Origin of the sequence: Streptococcus sp. SS-4456, from assembly GCF_036680365.1 — a bacterium.
Classification (GTDB): domain Bacteria; phylum Bacillota; class Bacilli; order Lactobacillales; family Streptococcaceae; genus Streptococcus.
On sequence record NZ_JAVIHI010000014.1, the window covers coordinates 12,005 to 30,688 of the forward strand.

The 18,684-nt window shown below is 39.8% G+C and carries 10 protein-coding genes; all 10 read right to left on the reverse strand.

What is annotated here, in order from left to right:
• Window positions 1-132 precede the first annotated feature (132 nt).
• The 10 genes from RFK25_RS05585 to RFK25_RS05630 all read right to left on the reverse strand — a co-directional run bounded on the left by RFK25_RS05585 (window position 133) and on the right by RFK25_RS05630 (window position 18,665).
• Window positions 133-2,817, reverse strand: coding sequence for a hypothetical protein (locus RFK25_RS05585; protein WP_332412134.1), 2,685 nt, complete (start codon window positions 2,815-2,817; stop codon window positions 133-135).
• A gap of 106 nt (window positions 2,818-2,923) precedes the next feature.
• Complete coding sequence (locus RFK25_RS05590; RefSeq protein ID WP_332412136.1) at window positions 2,924-3,475, reverse strand: hypothetical protein; 552 nt, start codon at window positions 3,473-3,475, stop codon at window positions 2,924-2,926.
• Window positions 3,468-4,508 carry a hypothetical protein gene (locus tag RFK25_RS05595; protein ID WP_332412137.1) on the reverse strand — a complete coding sequence of 347 codons (1,041 nt, stop codon included), beginning with the start codon at window positions 4,506-4,508 and terminating at the stop codon, window positions 3,468-3,470. The genes RFK25_RS05590 and RFK25_RS05595 overlap by 8 nt, the downstream gene beginning before the upstream one ends.
• A gap of 6 nt (window positions 4,509-4,514) precedes the next feature.
• On the reverse strand, window positions 4,515-6,905 hold the full coding sequence (locus RFK25_RS05600; protein WP_332412139.1) for a hypothetical protein: 2,391 nt from the start codon (window positions 6,903-6,905) through the stop codon (window positions 4,515-4,517).
• Between the two features lies 1 nt (window position 6,906).
• A complete protein-coding gene (locus tag RFK25_RS05605) occupies window positions 6,907-8,085 on the reverse strand; it encodes a TRAFAC clade GTPase domain-containing protein (RefSeq protein ID WP_332412141.1) in 1,179 nt (392 codons plus the stop codon).
• Window positions 8,086-8,096: 11 nt separating this feature from the next.
• On the reverse strand, window positions 8,097-9,047 hold the full coding sequence (locus RFK25_RS05610) for a hypothetical protein (protein WP_332412143.1): 951 nt from the start codon (window positions 9,045-9,047) through the stop codon (window positions 8,097-8,099).
• A 141-nt stretch (window positions 9,048-9,188) separates the two neighbouring features.
• On the reverse strand, window positions 9,189-9,956 hold the full coding sequence (locus tag RFK25_RS05615; protein ID WP_332412144.1) for a hypothetical protein: 768 nt from the start codon (window positions 9,954-9,956) through the stop codon (window positions 9,189-9,191).
• Window positions 9,957-10,050: 94 nt separating this feature from the next.
• A complete protein-coding gene (locus tag RFK25_RS05620) occupies window positions 10,051-11,907 on the reverse strand; it encodes a hypothetical protein (RefSeq protein WP_332412146.1) in 1,857 nt (618 codons plus the stop codon).
• 421 nt (window positions 11,908-12,328) lie between these two features.
• Window positions 12,329-15,691, reverse strand: a complete 3,363-nt coding sequence (locus RFK25_RS05625) for a tubulin-like doman-containing protein (protein ID WP_332412148.1) — start codon at window positions 15,689-15,691, stop codon at window positions 12,329-12,331.
• A 55-nt stretch (window positions 15,692-15,746) separates the two neighbouring features.
• A complete protein-coding gene (locus RFK25_RS05630; RefSeq protein ID WP_332412151.1) occupies window positions 15,747-18,665 on the reverse strand; it encodes a tubulin-like doman-containing protein in 2,919 nt (972 codons plus the stop codon).
• Window positions 18,666-18,684 lie beyond the last annotated feature (19 nt).

Consider the following 18,684-nt stretch of genomic DNA (forward strand, 5'->3'; position numbering starts at 1 on the left):
TATTTTACTTTTTAGTATGCCCTATTCCAATTCAACAGAAACTTCAAAATAAAAATAGGATTCATAGCTATATTCTGTAACAAACATATTTTCCTCTCCGTCAAAACAACAAAATGAGACAAAGAAATAAACCTAGTCGGATCCTTTTAGCTGACTACCTAAATATTTGGCATTTTCAAAATACCCTTCAAGTATCTCAGCCCCTTCAAGAGTGGGAATCATCGAACCATCTGGCAAGGTAATCTGTCTAACTCTTGTAAACTTCCCCTCACCTGTCATTTGATTGTCTTTAAAATCACCCTCATAAAAATCTCCATTGGGATAGTAGAAGCTCCCTTTGCCATTCATTTTCTCATTTACAAACGGTCCTCTGTATATATGACCATCTTTTAATATCAATTTCCCATATTGGCGTTGCCCATTTTCAAAATTTCCTTCAAAAATTGTTCCATCCTTATAATAATAAATGCCCTCACCATGTCTCTTTCCATCAACAAAGCTACCCTCGTAATAATTACCATCTGAAAATGTCAATTTCCCATGACCACTGTAGACTTTATCTTTCCACTCTCCTTGGTAGATAGAACCATCACGCCAGAAAAATTTTTGGTGATAACCGTCAGTAGGGGAAGGATTAAAGCTTCCTGAAATTTCTTGTCCATTCGGTAAGGTTACCTTTCCCTCTCCGTTTGGCATATCATCTACCCAAGTCCCATCAAACATTTCTCCATTTGGCCAAGTCATGGTCCCTTTCCCTGATTTTTGATCATTAACCCAAGTTCCCCTGTAGACTCGGCCATCTTTGTATGTAATCTGACCTTGACCATTTCTTGCTCCGTCTACCCAATCCCCCTGGTAAACCGGACCATCTGAAAATTCCATTTTACCCTGACCTGATCTCTTGTCATCTAGCCATAGACCATCGTATAGGGCCCCACTTTTAAAGATTAACTTCCCTTTTCCATTTCTCTTGCCATCTTTCCAGTCTCCGATGTAAACACTCCCATCTTTTTGATAAAAATAAGCAGCAATTCCTTTTGAGGGCTCGGCAGTAAACTGACGAGTGATTTCTTTACCTTTCGAGGCTAGAAATTTTCCTTTGCCAGAAGCAAGCCCCTGGTCAAACTCTCCAGTAAATATGGAACCATCTTGATAGGTCAGTGTGCCCTGTCCATGAAATAGGTCATCTAAAAATTCACCCTCATAGACCCGTCCATCTGGAAATACCCTTTTACCAATTCCTGTGAATTTTCCATCCAGAAAATCCCCATCATAGTAACTATGTTCCCCCCAGTCGTACTTTCCTTTCCCATTCATATTGTCATTCAGCCAAGAACCTGAGTAGGAATCTCCACGAGCACTTATCCACCTACCTTGACCAGATCTTTTTCCATCTTTCCAATTACCGATATAGATGTAACCCCCTTTATAAAAATTAGCGGCTTTACCATTGCTAGGTTCTAAAACAAACTCCTCTTCAATAACCTCTCCGGTCGCTGTTTCAAATCTTCCCAGGCCATGTGCTCTACTAGCTTCCCATAGCCCCTTAAAACTGCCACCATCTTTGAAAGTTAGAGTCCCTGACCCATGCTTCTTGTCATCCTTCCAACCTCCCTCGTATATACTTCCATCAGTATAAATCATTTTCCCTTGACCAGTCTTCTGACCATCTACAAAATCACCTATATACTTATCTCCTGAAGTCCAGCAAATCTCTCCCTTACCAGTACGACTGTCTTCCAACCAATCACCTTCGTAAATAGAACCGCTCTTCCAAGTAAGTTTGCCACGACCATGTCTTCTATCATTGACCCAATCACCTTCGTAAATATCTCCGTTCTTCCAAGTCAACTTGCCACGACCTTGCTTCGTATCCATGAACCAGCTCCCCTCATAGATAGAACCATCTGAGTAAGTTAATTTACCATATCCATGTCGCAATCCTTGCTTGAAGTCTCCTGTGTATGCATTACCATTTGAATAATTCCTCATGCCCTTACCATGTGGTTTGTCGCATTCGTAGTCCCCGTCATAATAGGATCCATCTTTAAAAATAGATTTTCCCTTTATACGATGACCATTTTCAGATTCTCCTTTGAAAACGCTGGCATCCGATGCTCTAAACCTCTTGCATGATAGTTTCGTTCCATTATCGTATTCAAATGTTGCACAGGTACCATTCGGATAATCAACGATGATTTCCCCATGAAATCGACCATTGAGGAACCTACCGCTACTACGAGTGCCATCCGTAGAGAGATAGACTCCATAGCCCTCTCTTCTCCCCTCTACAAAATCTCCACGATAGATAGCGCCATCAGAGAAGTAAAGTGTCCCTTTTCCAGTCCTTCCCCCTTCCTTGAAGTCACCATAGTATTTGCCCCCATCTTCCCATATCATTATCATTTTTCCATGATATTTTGGCTTCAAAAGCCCTGACATCGTTCCAATTACTCGACCTTGTCCTTTATTCAACATTGGACCATCAAAAAAAGAATTAAACGGTGGATCATCGTAAATGACCGCCATCTTTACCTTGTTTTTGAAGAAACTAGAAACATCCACTTTCATCTCAGCATCTAGCTTACCATATCTCCACTTTTGTACAAGGTAGTCCTCTCCACCTTTGAAATATCTTCCGTAGCCGTTTTTTCGACCATTTACCCACCAACCTTTAAATACACTACCATCGTCATGGACAATTTTTCCATAGCCATTCGGAACATAGTGATTGTGCTCGCCTGTATAGGTTCCATCCTCTAATTCAATGGTGGTATTGATTATACCTTTTCTTTTTAAATAAGCCTCATTTTCCATAATAAGTCCTCCATATCAAATAATAAATCTTGTATGCAGCTCCTTGAGAAACTGGTCTGTCTTCAATGTCATGCATCATACTTTACTCTCACTCTTCTGATGAACCCTATTTTTTAACAAAAAACTCATATAGCATGTAAACGACTATCATAAAAACCAAGACTCCCAAGCATTTGACAGGCAGAGTTGAAAAACGATTGTTTTGAGGGATTAAAAATTTCTCGTATTTACTATTATGAAACTCATCCTTTTGATACTTGGGGAGCGGCTTTTTATAGAGTATATTTTCTAAGATAGTAGAGTAAATATTCTGCGGAGAAATCTTCGGTACATGCTGACCTCTCAGATAAGCTAGATCTGTTTCAGTACCAGTCATCCACTCTAAAAAATCAACATAGTAGCTGACAGTATCATTAAAAAGTTTTTTATCGTACTCTTTAAAAGATGACACCTTGAAGTGAGCATTCAAGCGAGTAAACGAGAGAACTAAGACACAAGCAATTTTTTTAAATATGCCAGCTGAATGCCATTGCTCATCCAACTCAAGATGGAGGAACAAAGAATCCTTTAATCTGTCATAGATTAGTTTTATGATTAAGGCTATTCCTACACAAAGGATATAGGTCAGAAGCCTATCGGGCTCAAAATGTTCACTCATCACTATCTCCCTTACATGGTTTTTTCAGCCTATATTTCAATTGATTCTTCAATTTGTTTTTTAAAAAATAGTCCAAGAATTTCTTCTGCTCCTTATATAGGTAAGTTTCTCTGACTTCTACAAGAAAATCTCTCAATAAGGCATTTTGAGTGCTGTCAAAATCATCCACATATTGTAGACAAGCACAGGCTAGTTTCTCACAGGCTTTGGTCCCTATTCCAACTACCCCATCCTTTTTTGCACTCTGGATATGATATAAAAAATACACCGCTGACTCATAGCCAAATTTATCAATATCCAGCGAACAGACTTTGGCTACATATATTAAGAATTTCTTAGAATAAGAATAGTCATTTGGTATCAATCGATCTGTTTCCAAGTCCATCGTATAGGTTAACTTAGAGAGATTGGCACCCAGATGACGGATGCGCCCTTGTCTAAGTTCCTTAAAATTGGCTATATAACTCAACTCTCTCAACAAGTTATAAAATTCATGGTCGGAGAGGTCCCCTGTTTTTAATTCCTCAGCTAATTCTCGGAGTTGTTCCTGGTAACGACCACGTTGTGCCCTAAACTTTTCAGTTAACTGACTCACTAAGGCAGATTTTGAAACACTCCCCTCTAAAGCATAATAGCTTCGTAATGCCTGGCTATTATCCACTAAACAATGAGTATAACGTAAATATACTCGAATAGGCAGATCCCTCATAGAAAATAAGATATAGGCTAGTGTTAAGCAGATTAATAAAAGAAATAACTGATGATGTTGAGAAGAAAATATGAAATAGTATTTAGATAAAAAATAGAGAGATAAAATGAGTGTTACTGGAAAGAATATCTCCTTCATAAAGTAAAAAAGTTCAACCTTGATAGCCTTATCTAGGAGTTTATCTACAGAGTTTCTATGCCCTTTACGCATATTTACTCCTAGAAAGTAAGTCTGACCTATTTCATCGATATAAATCTGTTTATACTGATTACCTTTCAAGTTCCTATCTGTAATCAAATTGTTTCTATTTTTTTTCAAAAACATAGCGTTTTATCTATCCTTTTTTCCAAATGAAAATCCAAAGAAGTTAGATTTTTCTTTTCTTGATCGCGATTTCCGACTATTCTCATTCTCTCTATTTTTTTTCGGATTCGGTCCCATGACTTCCTTCTCTTCATTCATTTCCTTTTTATACTTTTGATATTCCCGATTAAATTTTAACTCTGCCTTTTCTTTTAAACTGAGCTTATTTCGCATTTCCAAATCAAGTATAAAGGAATGATGATAATTCATTATATCTCTTGAAGCAAGACCAAAGAAGCCCTTATAGTTATTGAGAATATCTACGAAATCTATAGCAGCGGACAAATTCGTCAAGTATCTTTTTTGAAAAGTAGTGACAACAGAGTCAAATATGCCCTCTCCATCCCCCATAAAATCACTTAACCATTCTAAGCGATGTAGATAATTATCAAAAGAACCTGCTGATAAAAACGTATCGACAAACTCTGTCATCGTTTTTTTATCCAATAGAGTCAGCAGATAATTATACTTATAGCTAAGCTCACTATCTTTTTCTGTATAATAGCCATAAAGATGACGTAAGTAGTCTGAATACTTGTCTATATGCCGAGCTCTTCTAACAAAATCTTCTACTTCTCCCAGTTGCCACTGAGGAAGACTGCTATGCAAACTCTGTAATTCAACTATCGAATCCAATGTATGTTGACACTCTTTTGAATAGTTGAGCGGAAGTATAATAAAGGATTCAAGAGTAGCTAGAGGAAGGTCTTCCATCATTAGATTTTTTAAATTACTTAGTTTAGCCTCAAGAAATTCGCGGTAGTACCATTTGAGAATCTTACTACCAGCTACCCGTTGGGCCAGCTCCTCATTTAGTTCCGATAGTGCAAACTCCCTATGAATACTCTTAGATAGGCTCCACAAAATATTTTCAATCGGTCCTTCTTGTTTAGAATCCCCAATAGAATGGTGTATCTCGAGTAAGCGTTTAAAGAGGGAGTCCAAGGTCGTCGGTTTCCCCAGTTCGTAGGTTAGATATGTCCTTAATAATGAGTCATTATTTACAATACTGGAAGAAAATAACTGATGGTAAAGATTCAGATTGCCTTTTGTTGCTGAAACGATTTTTATAATGGCTTGAATGTCATCTTTTGCTTTCCTTAAGCCTAGATCCAATAAATCAATGACATCTTCTTTGGAAAGAGTACCCCGATCCATTTCCTGAATGAAAATAGTAATAAGCGATTGATCTGGGACAAGACCATTTCTATCTAGATATTTATAATAATCATAATGTAAAAGAGCTATACGTATGGATAGGATACTAGGAAAGGCATGGTGGGAGTTCATCCAGCTAGAAATGAAGTCTATCTGTGAGCTAATATAGGCAACAACTTCTTCATGTGGGCAGTCTTTGAGACTATAAAATGAAGGATACAATCTCTCTAGACATCCCAAATAGCCGTATTGCCCAATAGCTTCCTCTCCGATGACTGCATCAAATAGGGCATAAAACTTAGACAAGCTATCTTTATCAGGGCAATCATCTAGAGATTCTTCCTGATTAACGGCCGCAAATAAGTCATAAAAGTTCGCTAAGGACTCTGAACTTCCCTTCCAAAGTTCTTGAAACTCAAATGTGTCCTGATTTATTTTGTCAAAATACTTACTTTCAACAGCATAGATAATGTCAACATTGACTCTCTTTCCATAAATTCTCTTTGCGGCATTTAAGATATGTCTAGGAACAAAGTAGAGCTGAATATTGGGATGATATAATTCATTATTGATATCTCCCATAAAAAAAGTATTGTAACCAACAAGTGGACGAACCCGTTCAGGGAGCAAGGAATAAATTGCTTGCATAATAGCTAAGGCTGCATCGGTTTGATTCTCTATCGGTACATCCAATGATAGATAAATCTTTCTACCTTTCTTTTCATCAATGACTTTTAATAAATCAATAGCAATGTTTGACAGTAAGCTCTGATCAATGCCGTAGGGATTTTCCAAAATAAAGTTTTGGAGGTCAAAATGACTTTCCACCCCCAAAAAGGATGGCTGAAGATCAACCTCGCTCTCATCAACAAATCTTTCTATAAAATGTAGATTCCCTGCAAAATGATCGAGATTGCTACAATCTAGGCTATCTATTTGTGTCGTAAAATTATGGGTTAAGGGTGCCATACGACCGTCTGACAGACCATAAACAGACTGCCCTGTAACAAAAGTATCCTTTTCAGTAAAAGAATACCTAATCTTAGGTTTGAAATCTAGCTCATTGATCCCTTGTTGAGATAGGTATTTAGCATTTTTTTCTAAGATTGATAGGACATCATTAGGTAGGCCTGAATGAGCTATGGTTTGGAAGCCACCCATTCTGATATTACTACGGGTATATAGATGCTGATTAAACATACTAGTCATCTCCTAACTTCACTCCAGCGCCACGCAAAATCCATAAAAATGGCTCAATCAGTCGGGTAGAGTTATGAATAAAATCAATATTTCCATTCTCATCTGGATCTGCTCCTAAACAAGAAACGGCAAAATAGTGGTGGTTTTTAAACTCCTCATCGTTAGGGTAGAATAAATCTATTGCATTCATAAAATTTTGTTGGTTTATATTTCTCAGATAGGCTCTAACCTGACGATTAATCTCAGCTAGGTCCGCAACATTTAAGCGGTCGGTATCTTCAAATAGTTTTAAATAGGCTGCTGCATCTGGACGGTGCTGCAACCTGTCCGATTTGCCAAGCACTACAGCTAGTCTGGCATGGATTTGCCTGTTGAGATGATTATTAAACGATGTTATCATGCGATTGTTTTGTTCTAGACCATTTAAAGCATTTTGATTATTGCCCACATCTATTGCATCTGCATCTGGGTGTACCAACATTATCAAGCCATCGCTATTTCTAAACTGATTGAGTTTATTCGCCATCTGCTCGTCATTGTGCACACTTTCTCCTGCAATGTCACAAATGGCACAAAGATAGGTATGCCCATTTAAGGTTAACTTATAAATGACTGGCGGAAGGTACTCGAATACTGCTGTGGCGGCAGCAACTTGCCTTTCCTGTCCTCTTATTTTTTCCAAAATCCGTTCATAATCATTACCAATAGGAAACATAGTGCCATTATAAGAATCTGCTATCTTTTGGGGAGCGGTTTCTAGCAATTCATATAAATAAGTAGTCTTGCCAGACATTGTCGTACCATACAAACTGATAGTAATCAGAGGATAGTGTCCAAAATCCGTCGGTAGGTCATTATGACACTGGGGACACAACTTCGTTGTATGGTAACGACCATCATTGGTTGTAATACCGATAATGACACCGTTTTCTACATTTTTTTCCCTTATTTCGCTGTCTTCTAATGTAAAAAAGGCTGATTTAGTTTCAGGGGCTATCCCATTTTTTTGGCAGTAAGCATCAAAAAGGGGATCATCTACTATATCTTCCTCCCATGACGATCTAAAGTGGACATCATTGGCCCTTACTTGCTCAAAACAGAATGGACAACGGTGAACACGTTCAAGTAGACCTATCTCTTCATCTGCTTCTTTTTTGAATATTTTTAGAAAATCAAACATTATCACTTACCTCAAATCTCTATTAATCGAATGTGTTCCCTGTATCCATCTCGGACACGAGGAAAAATCTCACCTTTAACACCTGCATATGTCCGAGAAGTATACTGTCCCCTAAAGTCGACAACCCCTTCCGCTATGCCGCCTCCTACGATTTCAATCATGTCACTGGTAATAAGTGACTGATCTGCTGTGGTTAGAGCAATCTGGCCTGTCTTTAATCCTCGTAACCGTTCCAAAAATGATGTCTGATCAATTAGTTGCCAATTGAGAGTTATCTTCCTTTGCGGAATCCTGGTCAATAGATTAGGTGGCGTTGCAAATCGTGGCTCTCCATTTACAAGTGGTAACAAATACAAGTCAAATTCTACATCGTCTTGAACCACTATTTTCATCTCTCTATATAAGGCATATTCATCCCTTGTTATAACCCCAAGTTGACGAACTTGACTTGTATCATCCAATCGTTCTTTTACTTTCTCAGCATCTGACCAATCGATATCCGAATTAGCAAACTGCCCGCTGTAAACTTGTATAGACTCAACTTTGTTTGGGTGAGTCCAGGTAAGAAACAAGGTATCCAAATTCCCATTTACAAATTCACGAGATCTTATTCGTAAATTTCTAAGGATAATGGGCTCTGTTCGCCTTCCTAAGTTATTTCTCAGAATATTTTCTGGATGATGATAGGGAATAGCATTGATATAGGGTAAAAAGAGCAAATCAAATTCTTCATTTGCCGTCACTTCAAAAGAATGTTCTGTTTCTGTCGGCAAAAACGAATGTAGTCTTACTGCATTTGTTCCCTCAAAAACTGCCTCTATCCCCACATCACCCTCAGGAAAATGTTCTGCTTTGTAGACTTCGATTTTGCTAACGTCCTCTCTCGGTAATTCCCAGGAAAACTGGATATAGTCCTTTTCGTCTTGAAAAAAACGTCTCTGACTCAACTTTGGTATTTTCATATAAAAATCCTTTCTAAAAATCAACTCGTCACTAAGTTCTAACCTTACAAATATGGGCAAGTTCGAAGTCGCTATACTTTGTAGATTTTCCTTTCAATCCTGATGGAAAATAAGAATCCACTGGTGTCAATAGCACCCCTGCTATGAAAGCGTATTTTGACTCAGCAACCAAGTAGGCAATTCTTCACCCTTAGAGAAAGTGACAGCTGGTAAAATCGATTGAATCTCTCTACTGAAAGCCAACGAAATATCCACTAGATCCATCCCTGGAGACTGAGCATCCTCAAACAATACAGCGACAGGTTTCTCTAATTTTGATTTCTTGACAAATTTTAAAGTAGAATGGTAGAGACTTTGAAATTGCAATCGTGCAGCATCAAGTGACTCTTGGTTAGGAACCAAACCATCAAAGAATAGAACTAGGTTGTCAGAAAGCGTGACACTGCGATGCAACAACAATTTCAAGCTATTGGAGTAGTCCTCACCCTCATCTATCGCTACATGTAAACCGATATAGTAATAAACCCTTGTCGCCGTTTCTATACGAATAGCTTCTAGATTTTTTCCAGTCCAATCACTAAATCCCTTTTTTGGAAAAGCAAATCTATCCAGTGAATGATCTAATTTTTCAAAAATATCTTTTAAGACACCATTGTTTAGGTTGGATCGAGTAAATAATAATAGTGAAAATACCTGTTGTTTGACCCAGGCAGCCGAATCGATCTCCTGATGACAATGGGGACAAATTCTCCTTATCTCACTAGAATCAACCTGGTTTAAATGAAGCTGCTTTCTTTCAGAAACTTCCAGCTCTTTTGGATTGAAAAATAAATGCTTAGGTGGACATTCAACTTCCTCTGGATCAAATTGGAGTGCAAACTGAAACATTTTCAGATCTTGCCGTTCCAAAAACGGCAAGTCTCCCCTATGGTTGACCGACATTAAGGTCTGATTCCTGTCAATCTGAAAAAAACAGTAGGGGCAAGTATAGGTATAGTTAGAATTAATTAGCATGAAACAGTACCTGTAGATTCTCGATTTCCAAACCATGGACTCTCAACACGACTATATCATCAATGTTATTATCCTCATAGTGATTAACAATCATTTGCGCGAGTGACTGATAGATATATAGATTCGGGTTGCCAATTAGATAAGGGGTTGCCCCCTCTGCAAAGTGGATACCATTGGAGCGGACAGGGATTATTGTTTCTGCCAGTAATTCATTGGCCAAATGATCAGAAAAAGTCCTCATCTCTTGGTCACTCTTTGTTCTGCCTACTGCATTCATCAATTGGCTAATATCGGTAGGAAGCCCCCCTTGATTAATCAACTTGGTAAGCATAGCTTGGAGGCTGCTTATCCTAGAATCGATGGACGGATTCTCATTCCTTGTCTCTGGAAAATAGAGTTGAAGTAGGTCTGACATATCTTCTTTTTCAAAGCCTGTCATACTTTGGCCCACTATATCCTCAAGATTAGTAGTAACCATTTGTAAAGTCATACCTGGAGTGTAGTATTTCGCAATTTCCTGGTTATAATGCTTTTCTAATTTTGCCATATCCGCCTGATAAGCTTCTAAGAAACCCAAACTACCATTAATCATCTCAGATAAGTGGTTCAAAAGCCTATTCTCTATCTGAACCTTGATGATTTCGACCTTCTGTTGATAGATATGTTTCCTAAGGTAGTCAACAAGATGAGTTTCTAGGGCTCTCTGATATGACTTAAATAAAGAGCTCAAGAAAGATTGTTTCGGCAGGTCCTGTCTAAAGACCACACTATCCTCATAAATCCCTTTTATTCTCTCTTCTATATCGTCAACTGTAGGCAAACCATTCTTTCTCGCCTCTACAAAAGCGACAAAATCATCAAATACCCTTTTTAGAAGATAGATGCCTCCCTTACTATTGGCAGAGAAACGCTCCATAGACTCCTGATAGAGTGTACTAAATATAGCTGCAGCAGCAGTTGTAGCTCGTTCTTCTATGGTTTCATCATCAAATATTCTTGTCTGATTTTGATAGCTGATGTCCAGGGATTGACCAAAAAATCTATTTTCTACTGACCTGAGGCTTTCCTGATTAGCAAGTTTTTGCTTGGTCCCAGGAATAACTTGAAAGGACAGCCGATTCAACTCAGTTGTAGCATCTTGAAAGACTGTTTGATAGGTAGTTGTGAGGTAATCCTTGATATCATCTGTAGAAACAGGATTTCTTGTCAAGCAATCTCTAAGATGCTGATCCCCCTTTTTAAGTAAGGTTTTTCGTGTTAGGGTTTCTAGAAGTAATCCATTCAGACCTGTAGATTGACTGGATACAGTGAAGAAGTTTCCATTAAGATTAAGTTCAGGGTGACTGTTTAATAACAAGATTGTATTCCAGATATTGAGCACAGACTTTTGAATAGGGTAAATCGGTCTCGCATTACTGTCTATATCACCGAACAGATAAACCTTTCCGTTCAGCTTATTATTCTGTCCAAACTCTTGCAGACGTCTTAAATTTTGGATGGTGCATGGACCCTGTTCTTTGTAGTAAACCAATAGATTTTCTTTGTATGTATAAAAAAGCGGTAGGTTGTTCCTGATACGGTCCAAAATAGTAGCTAACCAAGCATAGTCAATCTCTTGATGGGAAATATCGGTCATATACGATACCATCAGTGTGTCATACCGAACCATATTTCGTTCAGTCAGCCTATCCAATTCTTCTTGTATTCGGTCTGTAAAAGTGGTCAAATCTTCCTCTGTTGCAATTTCAACAAGGATACAGGGCTCCGCCCTATTTTGAAAGTGGGAGAGAGATTGGATAATCTGCTGGCCAATCAAGCAGACGACATTGACATTATTAAATAACATATCATTCTCCTAATGTATGATTCTTTCTAAACCCTTCGTAGTCTTTCGTCACTATAAAGTGTAACATGGTATGACTAGGGCTGGTTATATGGTCATTTAGTTGACTTTTTATACTGCGTCAGATGAAAAAATCCGGCAGGATTTTGCTAACTACCTATCAATCAATGAATGGTGGTGACAACCGTAAACAAGGGCAGGATTTTTAAGGTAGAAAATAAGGAAAGGATTTTTCCTCGCTCGTCGAAGTAAGCTAAGTAACACTAAATGTCTATAAGAGGCTTCCTAAGTCAGTTCAACTAGTACTAAAAGACGGTAACACGATATCCTGTCTGCTTGGAAATAAGGGAGGAGGACCTTCTACTGGTCCCATCCCCTCCTCCAAGCTAGCTTGGTCTAGGCCACTACTGACCTTGGTCCAATCTTAGATTATGTTTGCAATCTCTCTTTCAAGCCCCTCATAAAAGGCTAGCATCTCCGCTTGACCGGCAGGTTCTCTTACAATGATACTGTTCTTAGCCTCAAGAACCCTTTTCTTGAACTCCTCAACGGTCTCAAGAAATGCAAGTTCCGCTGCTACCCTCTCAAATGCTTCATCAACCTCTGTCTTAAATAGTTGCAACTGTTGCGGGGTCAAGATTTCCTCTGCTCTTTGGATCAAATAGTACTCTTTCCAATGATTATGTCTTAAGATGTTCCCCAATTCGAAGACTTCTCCACCCAGGAGTAACTCGTATACCAAGCTTCCTTCTCTAGGTCTAATCAAGCCAGATAAAAGAACCTTGAAACGCCAAATACTAGCCCTCTCCTGCTGTTCTCTCTCTCTTTTGGCCGCTTCTTCCGCTTGTCTCTGATCTGTTTCCTGCTGGACAAGAGCCTCAATCAGCTTATAATTTTCATACATTTTCATAAACCGCTGAACTGCTGTTCCTTGGGCTATACGCATGCCATCATTGACCGGTAAGATGTAGTCATTCCCCTCTTCTTTAATAATGCCGTGAGCAACTGCACGATCAAAGAGGGCCTGTTTCTCCTCATGCTGATAGAAGGCCCTTTTATCTGCCACCTTCCTATTATCACCCGCCCAGTTGTCCAATGGTATAACACTCGGTAGCTGTCTCCAGTCTTTTTCCCTGGTAGAGAAGAGGTGGAGGGCCTCAGGATGACCACTGTCGTCACTAAGAGCAGCCTGGTATTCGTCTTCGTACCGTTTAATTTGTGAGTACATATAGAGAGAGAAACCGTAGACGAAGTTTAGCATGGAAATATGACTATTGTCCCCAATACGGTCAATCTGATTAATAATGCCCATCTGCTCAATTTCCTGATTAATCGGATCTGCTGAGCTATCGGCAGGCAGGGCAAGCTGCTCATAGTTTAAGTTATGGAGTAGCTGATGGATGACGGCACCTCCTCCTGGCAAATTGGAACTGAGGTGGATCAGGGGCTGGCTATCATTTTTTATATTAGCAATAATCCGATCCCTAAGATAAGTATTTAAATCAATATCATTGATGTCTGGAATCTTAGTCAAAGACGTATCTGCTTGAATAATACCATCTCGAATCCCTGCCTCCCGTTTGATAGCAGCAGCCAGGCGGGTACTTAAGATGCCCTTACCATACCATGCTTGCAAGAATTCCTTGACAAAGCCGATGATGTCGATTTCATCCGGTCTTCCGATGAATTTACTCTGCTGAGCATGGTACTGATCCAAGAATCCTTTCATCAGCTGTTGTTTTTGAGTATCAGTCTTGCTATCCACTTCTATCTTAATGGATTTCAAGACATTTTGTAAATCAAGGAAAAACTTAATGGTAGATGTTTCCTGCAAGGCATAGTTACCGGTCAGGTGCTGAACAGATTCCTTTAAATTCTCCCGCATCACTAGCATGATTTCTGCCAATGGCCTATAGATATCCCTAAAGACTGTATCGATAATTTTTCCATAGCCCTGGTAAATGCTCTGGAAGGTTTGATAATAAAGCTTCTCAGCTTCGGCATTCACCAAATCGATGCTTGTTTGGATGTAGTCCCCTACAATCGCCTCCTCGGTTCGCCGTTTGTCCAATAGATTGATATTGACCGGTCTAGCCTCCTCCTGCCTCAAGAGAGCAAGCCTATCCCTTGCAAACTTGATTGCTTGATCAGTTTCTTGTTCAGCAGCCTGTGCCAATTGAACCATATATTCTGCTTGACTCCTAAGAGTATGGTTGGAGTAGGGATTCCCATCCCCAAAACCAAAGAGCTTGGCTACAAATATAGGTCCTCTGGCAGGGTCTACAAAAGCCTGATTTAAAATGATTTCCAACTGTTGCCTGAAAGACCGAGCTTCATTTGGATTATTGAAACTGTCTGCTGAAGATAGGTTTTTAGCATGAATATCTTTGCCCACTTGATTCATGACATCCTGCACAGGCATATAAATGTCTTTTCTAAGCTTCTGGTAGATTTTTGCCCTATCAGCGGTAATGACATTGTCATAGGAATATTCCTTCCCAGATTTAATCAGATTTTTCCAATTATCATGTTCAAAGAGATGTCCTTTCCTATACCATTCATGTATATTATTAGTTGACTCTAGCCTGCTAAGGTAGAGATCATTAAATAGTTGCTTAAAGTCATCGTCCTTGGGATTGGATTGATTTTCTCCGAAGAGGGGTTCAAGCGTTTCAAAGGTCAAGCCAAAGAGATACTGGGTCATCTCTTGCAGGGGCAGGCGGTAGCTTGCAGCACCAAAGGTTCGGTAGTTCATACATTCAATATCATTCCTGTTAACGCCAGCGTTTAGATTGTGATCAATATTGGATATGACACTTTGGGTGTTCTGACCATTTCCCTCTATGGAGTCAGAGATGAACTCCATGATACTTTCTGACACGATCCCCAGCACTCTGTCAAAGCCTTGCGGATGGAAATGCCCAGCTGCATCCTCACTTGAAAACAGATAGGGAACAAAGGGAGCATCATTTCCATTATAGCGATAGAGGTTAGTATAGGTTTGCTCGAAACGCTCGCCATTTTCTCCTAAGGAGTTCAAATAGTCCAATTCCTTGAGGTAGGCATAGCCATTTCGACCCAGGTAAGCATTATTTGCATCAAGGGCATTGACATCTGGCAGGATAATGTAGCCATTCATACTATATTGGTTAGCATCTAGATGGAAGTCCATGGATAAAATAGCTCTTAGTAGATAGGCGATATCCAGGGAGCAACCTGACCCTGTCCCTCCTGCAATACCGGTCAGAATCATAATATGGATCTGAGTATTATTTCCTGGGACATTAGCTCCACTCCTGATTTTCTCAATAATTTGCCTTAGTTGTGTAGCCAGAGCATCAATATGCCTAAAGAGAAGGAAACGACCTGCTAGACGGTAACCTCCTGCTCCTTGTCTTGCTGGGTTAAAGGTCACTTGGTCTGGCATGAAACCATGTATTTCCGGTGTCCATCTATGAGGGTGCCTCATGTCAGCCAGCAGGTTACTATGAAGATGGAAAAACTCCTCAGCTCTTAAATTTGTTTCTTGCAGGCGAGTTCTTTCGTTGATCGCCATGGCAGCTTCATCGGTATCTATCCCGTAGAAATAGAGGTGGTCAGAATTATTGTAGCGGGTCTTGTAGAGGTGCTTGGTTTTGACCAGGGCCTTGATCCCCGTTCCTCCGACACCGATGATCAGGGTCGGGGTCTTGGTCACATGACCTTTGAAGTCATCCAGGATAAAGGCTTCACTATACTTCAAATAGGCAAGCTGGTCTTGTACTTTAGTGGGTAATTGATTTGGCATAGGTGGTTACTCCTTTTTTGTTTTTTTAGATATGAATACTGTAGTTTGTGGATGCTTAGGATGATGGAAGCATGTTTTTTATCCGTTTATAATTTTCATACATTTTCATAAACCGTTGGATAGCTGTAGCCTTATCTAAGACCATTCCTCCATTGATTGGTAGGATATAGCTATCTCCCTCTTCTTTAATAATACCGTGAGCAACTGCGCGATGAAAGACAGCCAGTTTCTCCTCATACCTGTAAAAGGATTTTTTATCGGCCATCTTCTGAGCATCAGCCGCCCAGTTGTCCACTGGTATGACACCGGGTAGCTGTCTCCAGTCTTTGTCCTTGATTGCATAGAGATGAAGGAACTCAGAGTGACAGTAGTCATTCATAAGAGCAGCCTGGTATTCATCTTCATACTGTAGAATGTTTGAGTACATATAGAGAGGGAAACCGTAGACGAAGTTTAACATGAAGATATGACTATTGTCTCCAGTTCGAACAAGCTCCTTGAAAACATCCATATATTTAATCTCATGATAAATCGAATCGGCAGAGCTATCAGCTGGCAGGGTAAGCAGCTCTAGGTTTAAGTCTTTGGTCAACCGATGGATGGCCTGATTACCTCCTGACATATGGGACTGGAGATGGATCATCGGCCGCCTATCCGTTTTTATCCTATTAACAATTCTGTTTTTAAGATACCCATCTAAATCAATATCATTTATGCTTGGAATCTTAGCCAAAGAGTCATTAGCTTGAATAATACCATCTCGAATACCTGCTTCACGTTTGATAGCATCGGCCAAGCTGAAGGATAGGATACCTTTTCCATACCAGTCTTGCAAGAATGCCTTGACAAAGCCGATAATGTCGATTTCATCGGGTCTTCCGATAAATCTTTTCTGTTGTTTAAAATACTGCTGCAAGAAATCTTCCATCAGCTGTTGCTTTTGACTATCAGTCTTGCCATCCACTTCTGCTTTGATAGACCTCAATACCTCTTGTAAATCAAGGAAAAACTGAATGGTAGAGGTTGCTGGCAAGGCATAGTCACTGGTCAGGTGCTGAACAGATTCTGCCAAATTCTCCCGCATCTCTAGCAAGATTTCTGCCATCGGGCGATAGATATCCCTATAAACTCTTTGGATAATTTCCCCATAGCCCTTATAAATCTTCTGGAAGGTTTGATAATAAAGCTTCTCAGCCTCAGCATTCACCAGATTGATGGTTGTTTGGATGTAGTCCTCTACAATGTCCTCCTTGGTTCGACGGCCGTCCCATACTGCTAATTTCGATTTATAGTCCTCCTGCCTCAAGAAAGTAAGCCTATCCTTTGTAGACTGAATGCGTTCCTCAACCTCTCTTTCAGCACTCACTGCCAAGTCATACATATATTTTGCTTGCCTATTAAGAGTGTGGTTGGTATAGGGATTGCCATCTCCAAAACCGAAGAGTTTAGCAACAAAGATAGGGCCTCTGTCAGGGTCTACAAAAGCATGGTTTAAGATGGTTTCCAATTGCTCCCTAAAAGACCGAGCATCATTGGGATTATTGAAACTATCTGCTGAAGATAGGTTCTTATCGTGAATATCGTAGCCCACTTGATTCATCACATCCTGCATAGGATAATAAATGTCTTTTTTTAGCCTATGGTAAATTTGTGCCCTGTCAGAGGAAATGACATTGTCATAGGAGTATTCCTTCCCTGATTTAATCAACTCTTTCCAGTTATCATGGTCAAAGAGATTCCCTCTCCGATACCATCCATAGATATTGTTAGTTTGCTCTAGGTTGCTAAGGTAGAGGTCATTAAAGAGTTGTGTAAAGTCTGCATCCTTGGGATTGGATTGATTGGGTTCAAAGAGGGGTTCAAGCGTTTCAAAGGTCAAGCCAAAGAGATACTGGCTCATTTCTTGGAGGGGCAGGCGGTAGCTTGCAGAACCAAAGGTCCCGTAGAACGTACACTCAATGTCAGGCTTGGGTACGATAGGGATTAAAGATTGCTCAATAATGGACATGATATCAGGAGCATGTTTTTCTATGTCTTCTGATATGAACTCCATGATACTTTCTGACACAATCCCCAGCACTCTATCAAAGCCTTGCGGACTGGTATATCCTTCTGCATCCTCACTTGAAAATAGATAGGGAACAAAGGGTGCTTCATCTCCACTATAGCGGTATTTTTCATTATAGGTTTGCTCGAAAAGCTCGCCATTTTCTCTTAAGGAGTTCAAATAGTCCAATTCCTTAAGATAGGCATAGCCATTTTTCCCCAAATAAGGATTGTCTGCATCAAGGGCATTGACATCAGGCAGGATAATGTAGCCATTCATACGATATTGGCTAGCATCCAGATGGAAGTCCCTGGATAAAATTGCTCTTAGTAGATAGGCGATATCCAGGGAGCAACCTGACCCTGTCCCTCCTGCAATACCGGTCAGAATCATAATATGGATCTGAGTTTTATTTCCTGGGACTTCAGCCCCAAGCTTAATCTGCTTGATGATTTTATGTAATTTACTAGCTAAAGCATCAATGTACTGGAAGAGCAGAAAACGTCCTGCTAGGCGATAGCCACCTGAGTTGTGCTCTCCTAAAAAAATGTCTACCTGTTCCGGCATGAAACTTTTGATTTCCTTTGTCCATGTATAGGGTCGTTTCATTTCAGCCAAGGCTTTGCTATCCAGATGGAAAAACTCCTCATCTTCTAAATGTGTTTCTTGTAGGGGCGATTTTTCTTTGATTCCCTTGGCATGTTCATCTGTATCAATCCCAAAGAAATAGAGGTGCTTGGTTTCCTTGTAGCGGGTCTTGTAAAGGTGCTTGGTTTTGACCAGGGCCTTGATTCCTGTTCCTCCGACACCGATGATAAGGGTGGGGGTCTTGGTCACATGACCTTTGAAGTCATCCAGGATAAAGGCCTCACTATCCTTCAAATAGGCAAGCTGGTCTTGTACTTTAGTGGGTAATTGATTTGGCATAGGTGGTTACTCCTGTTCA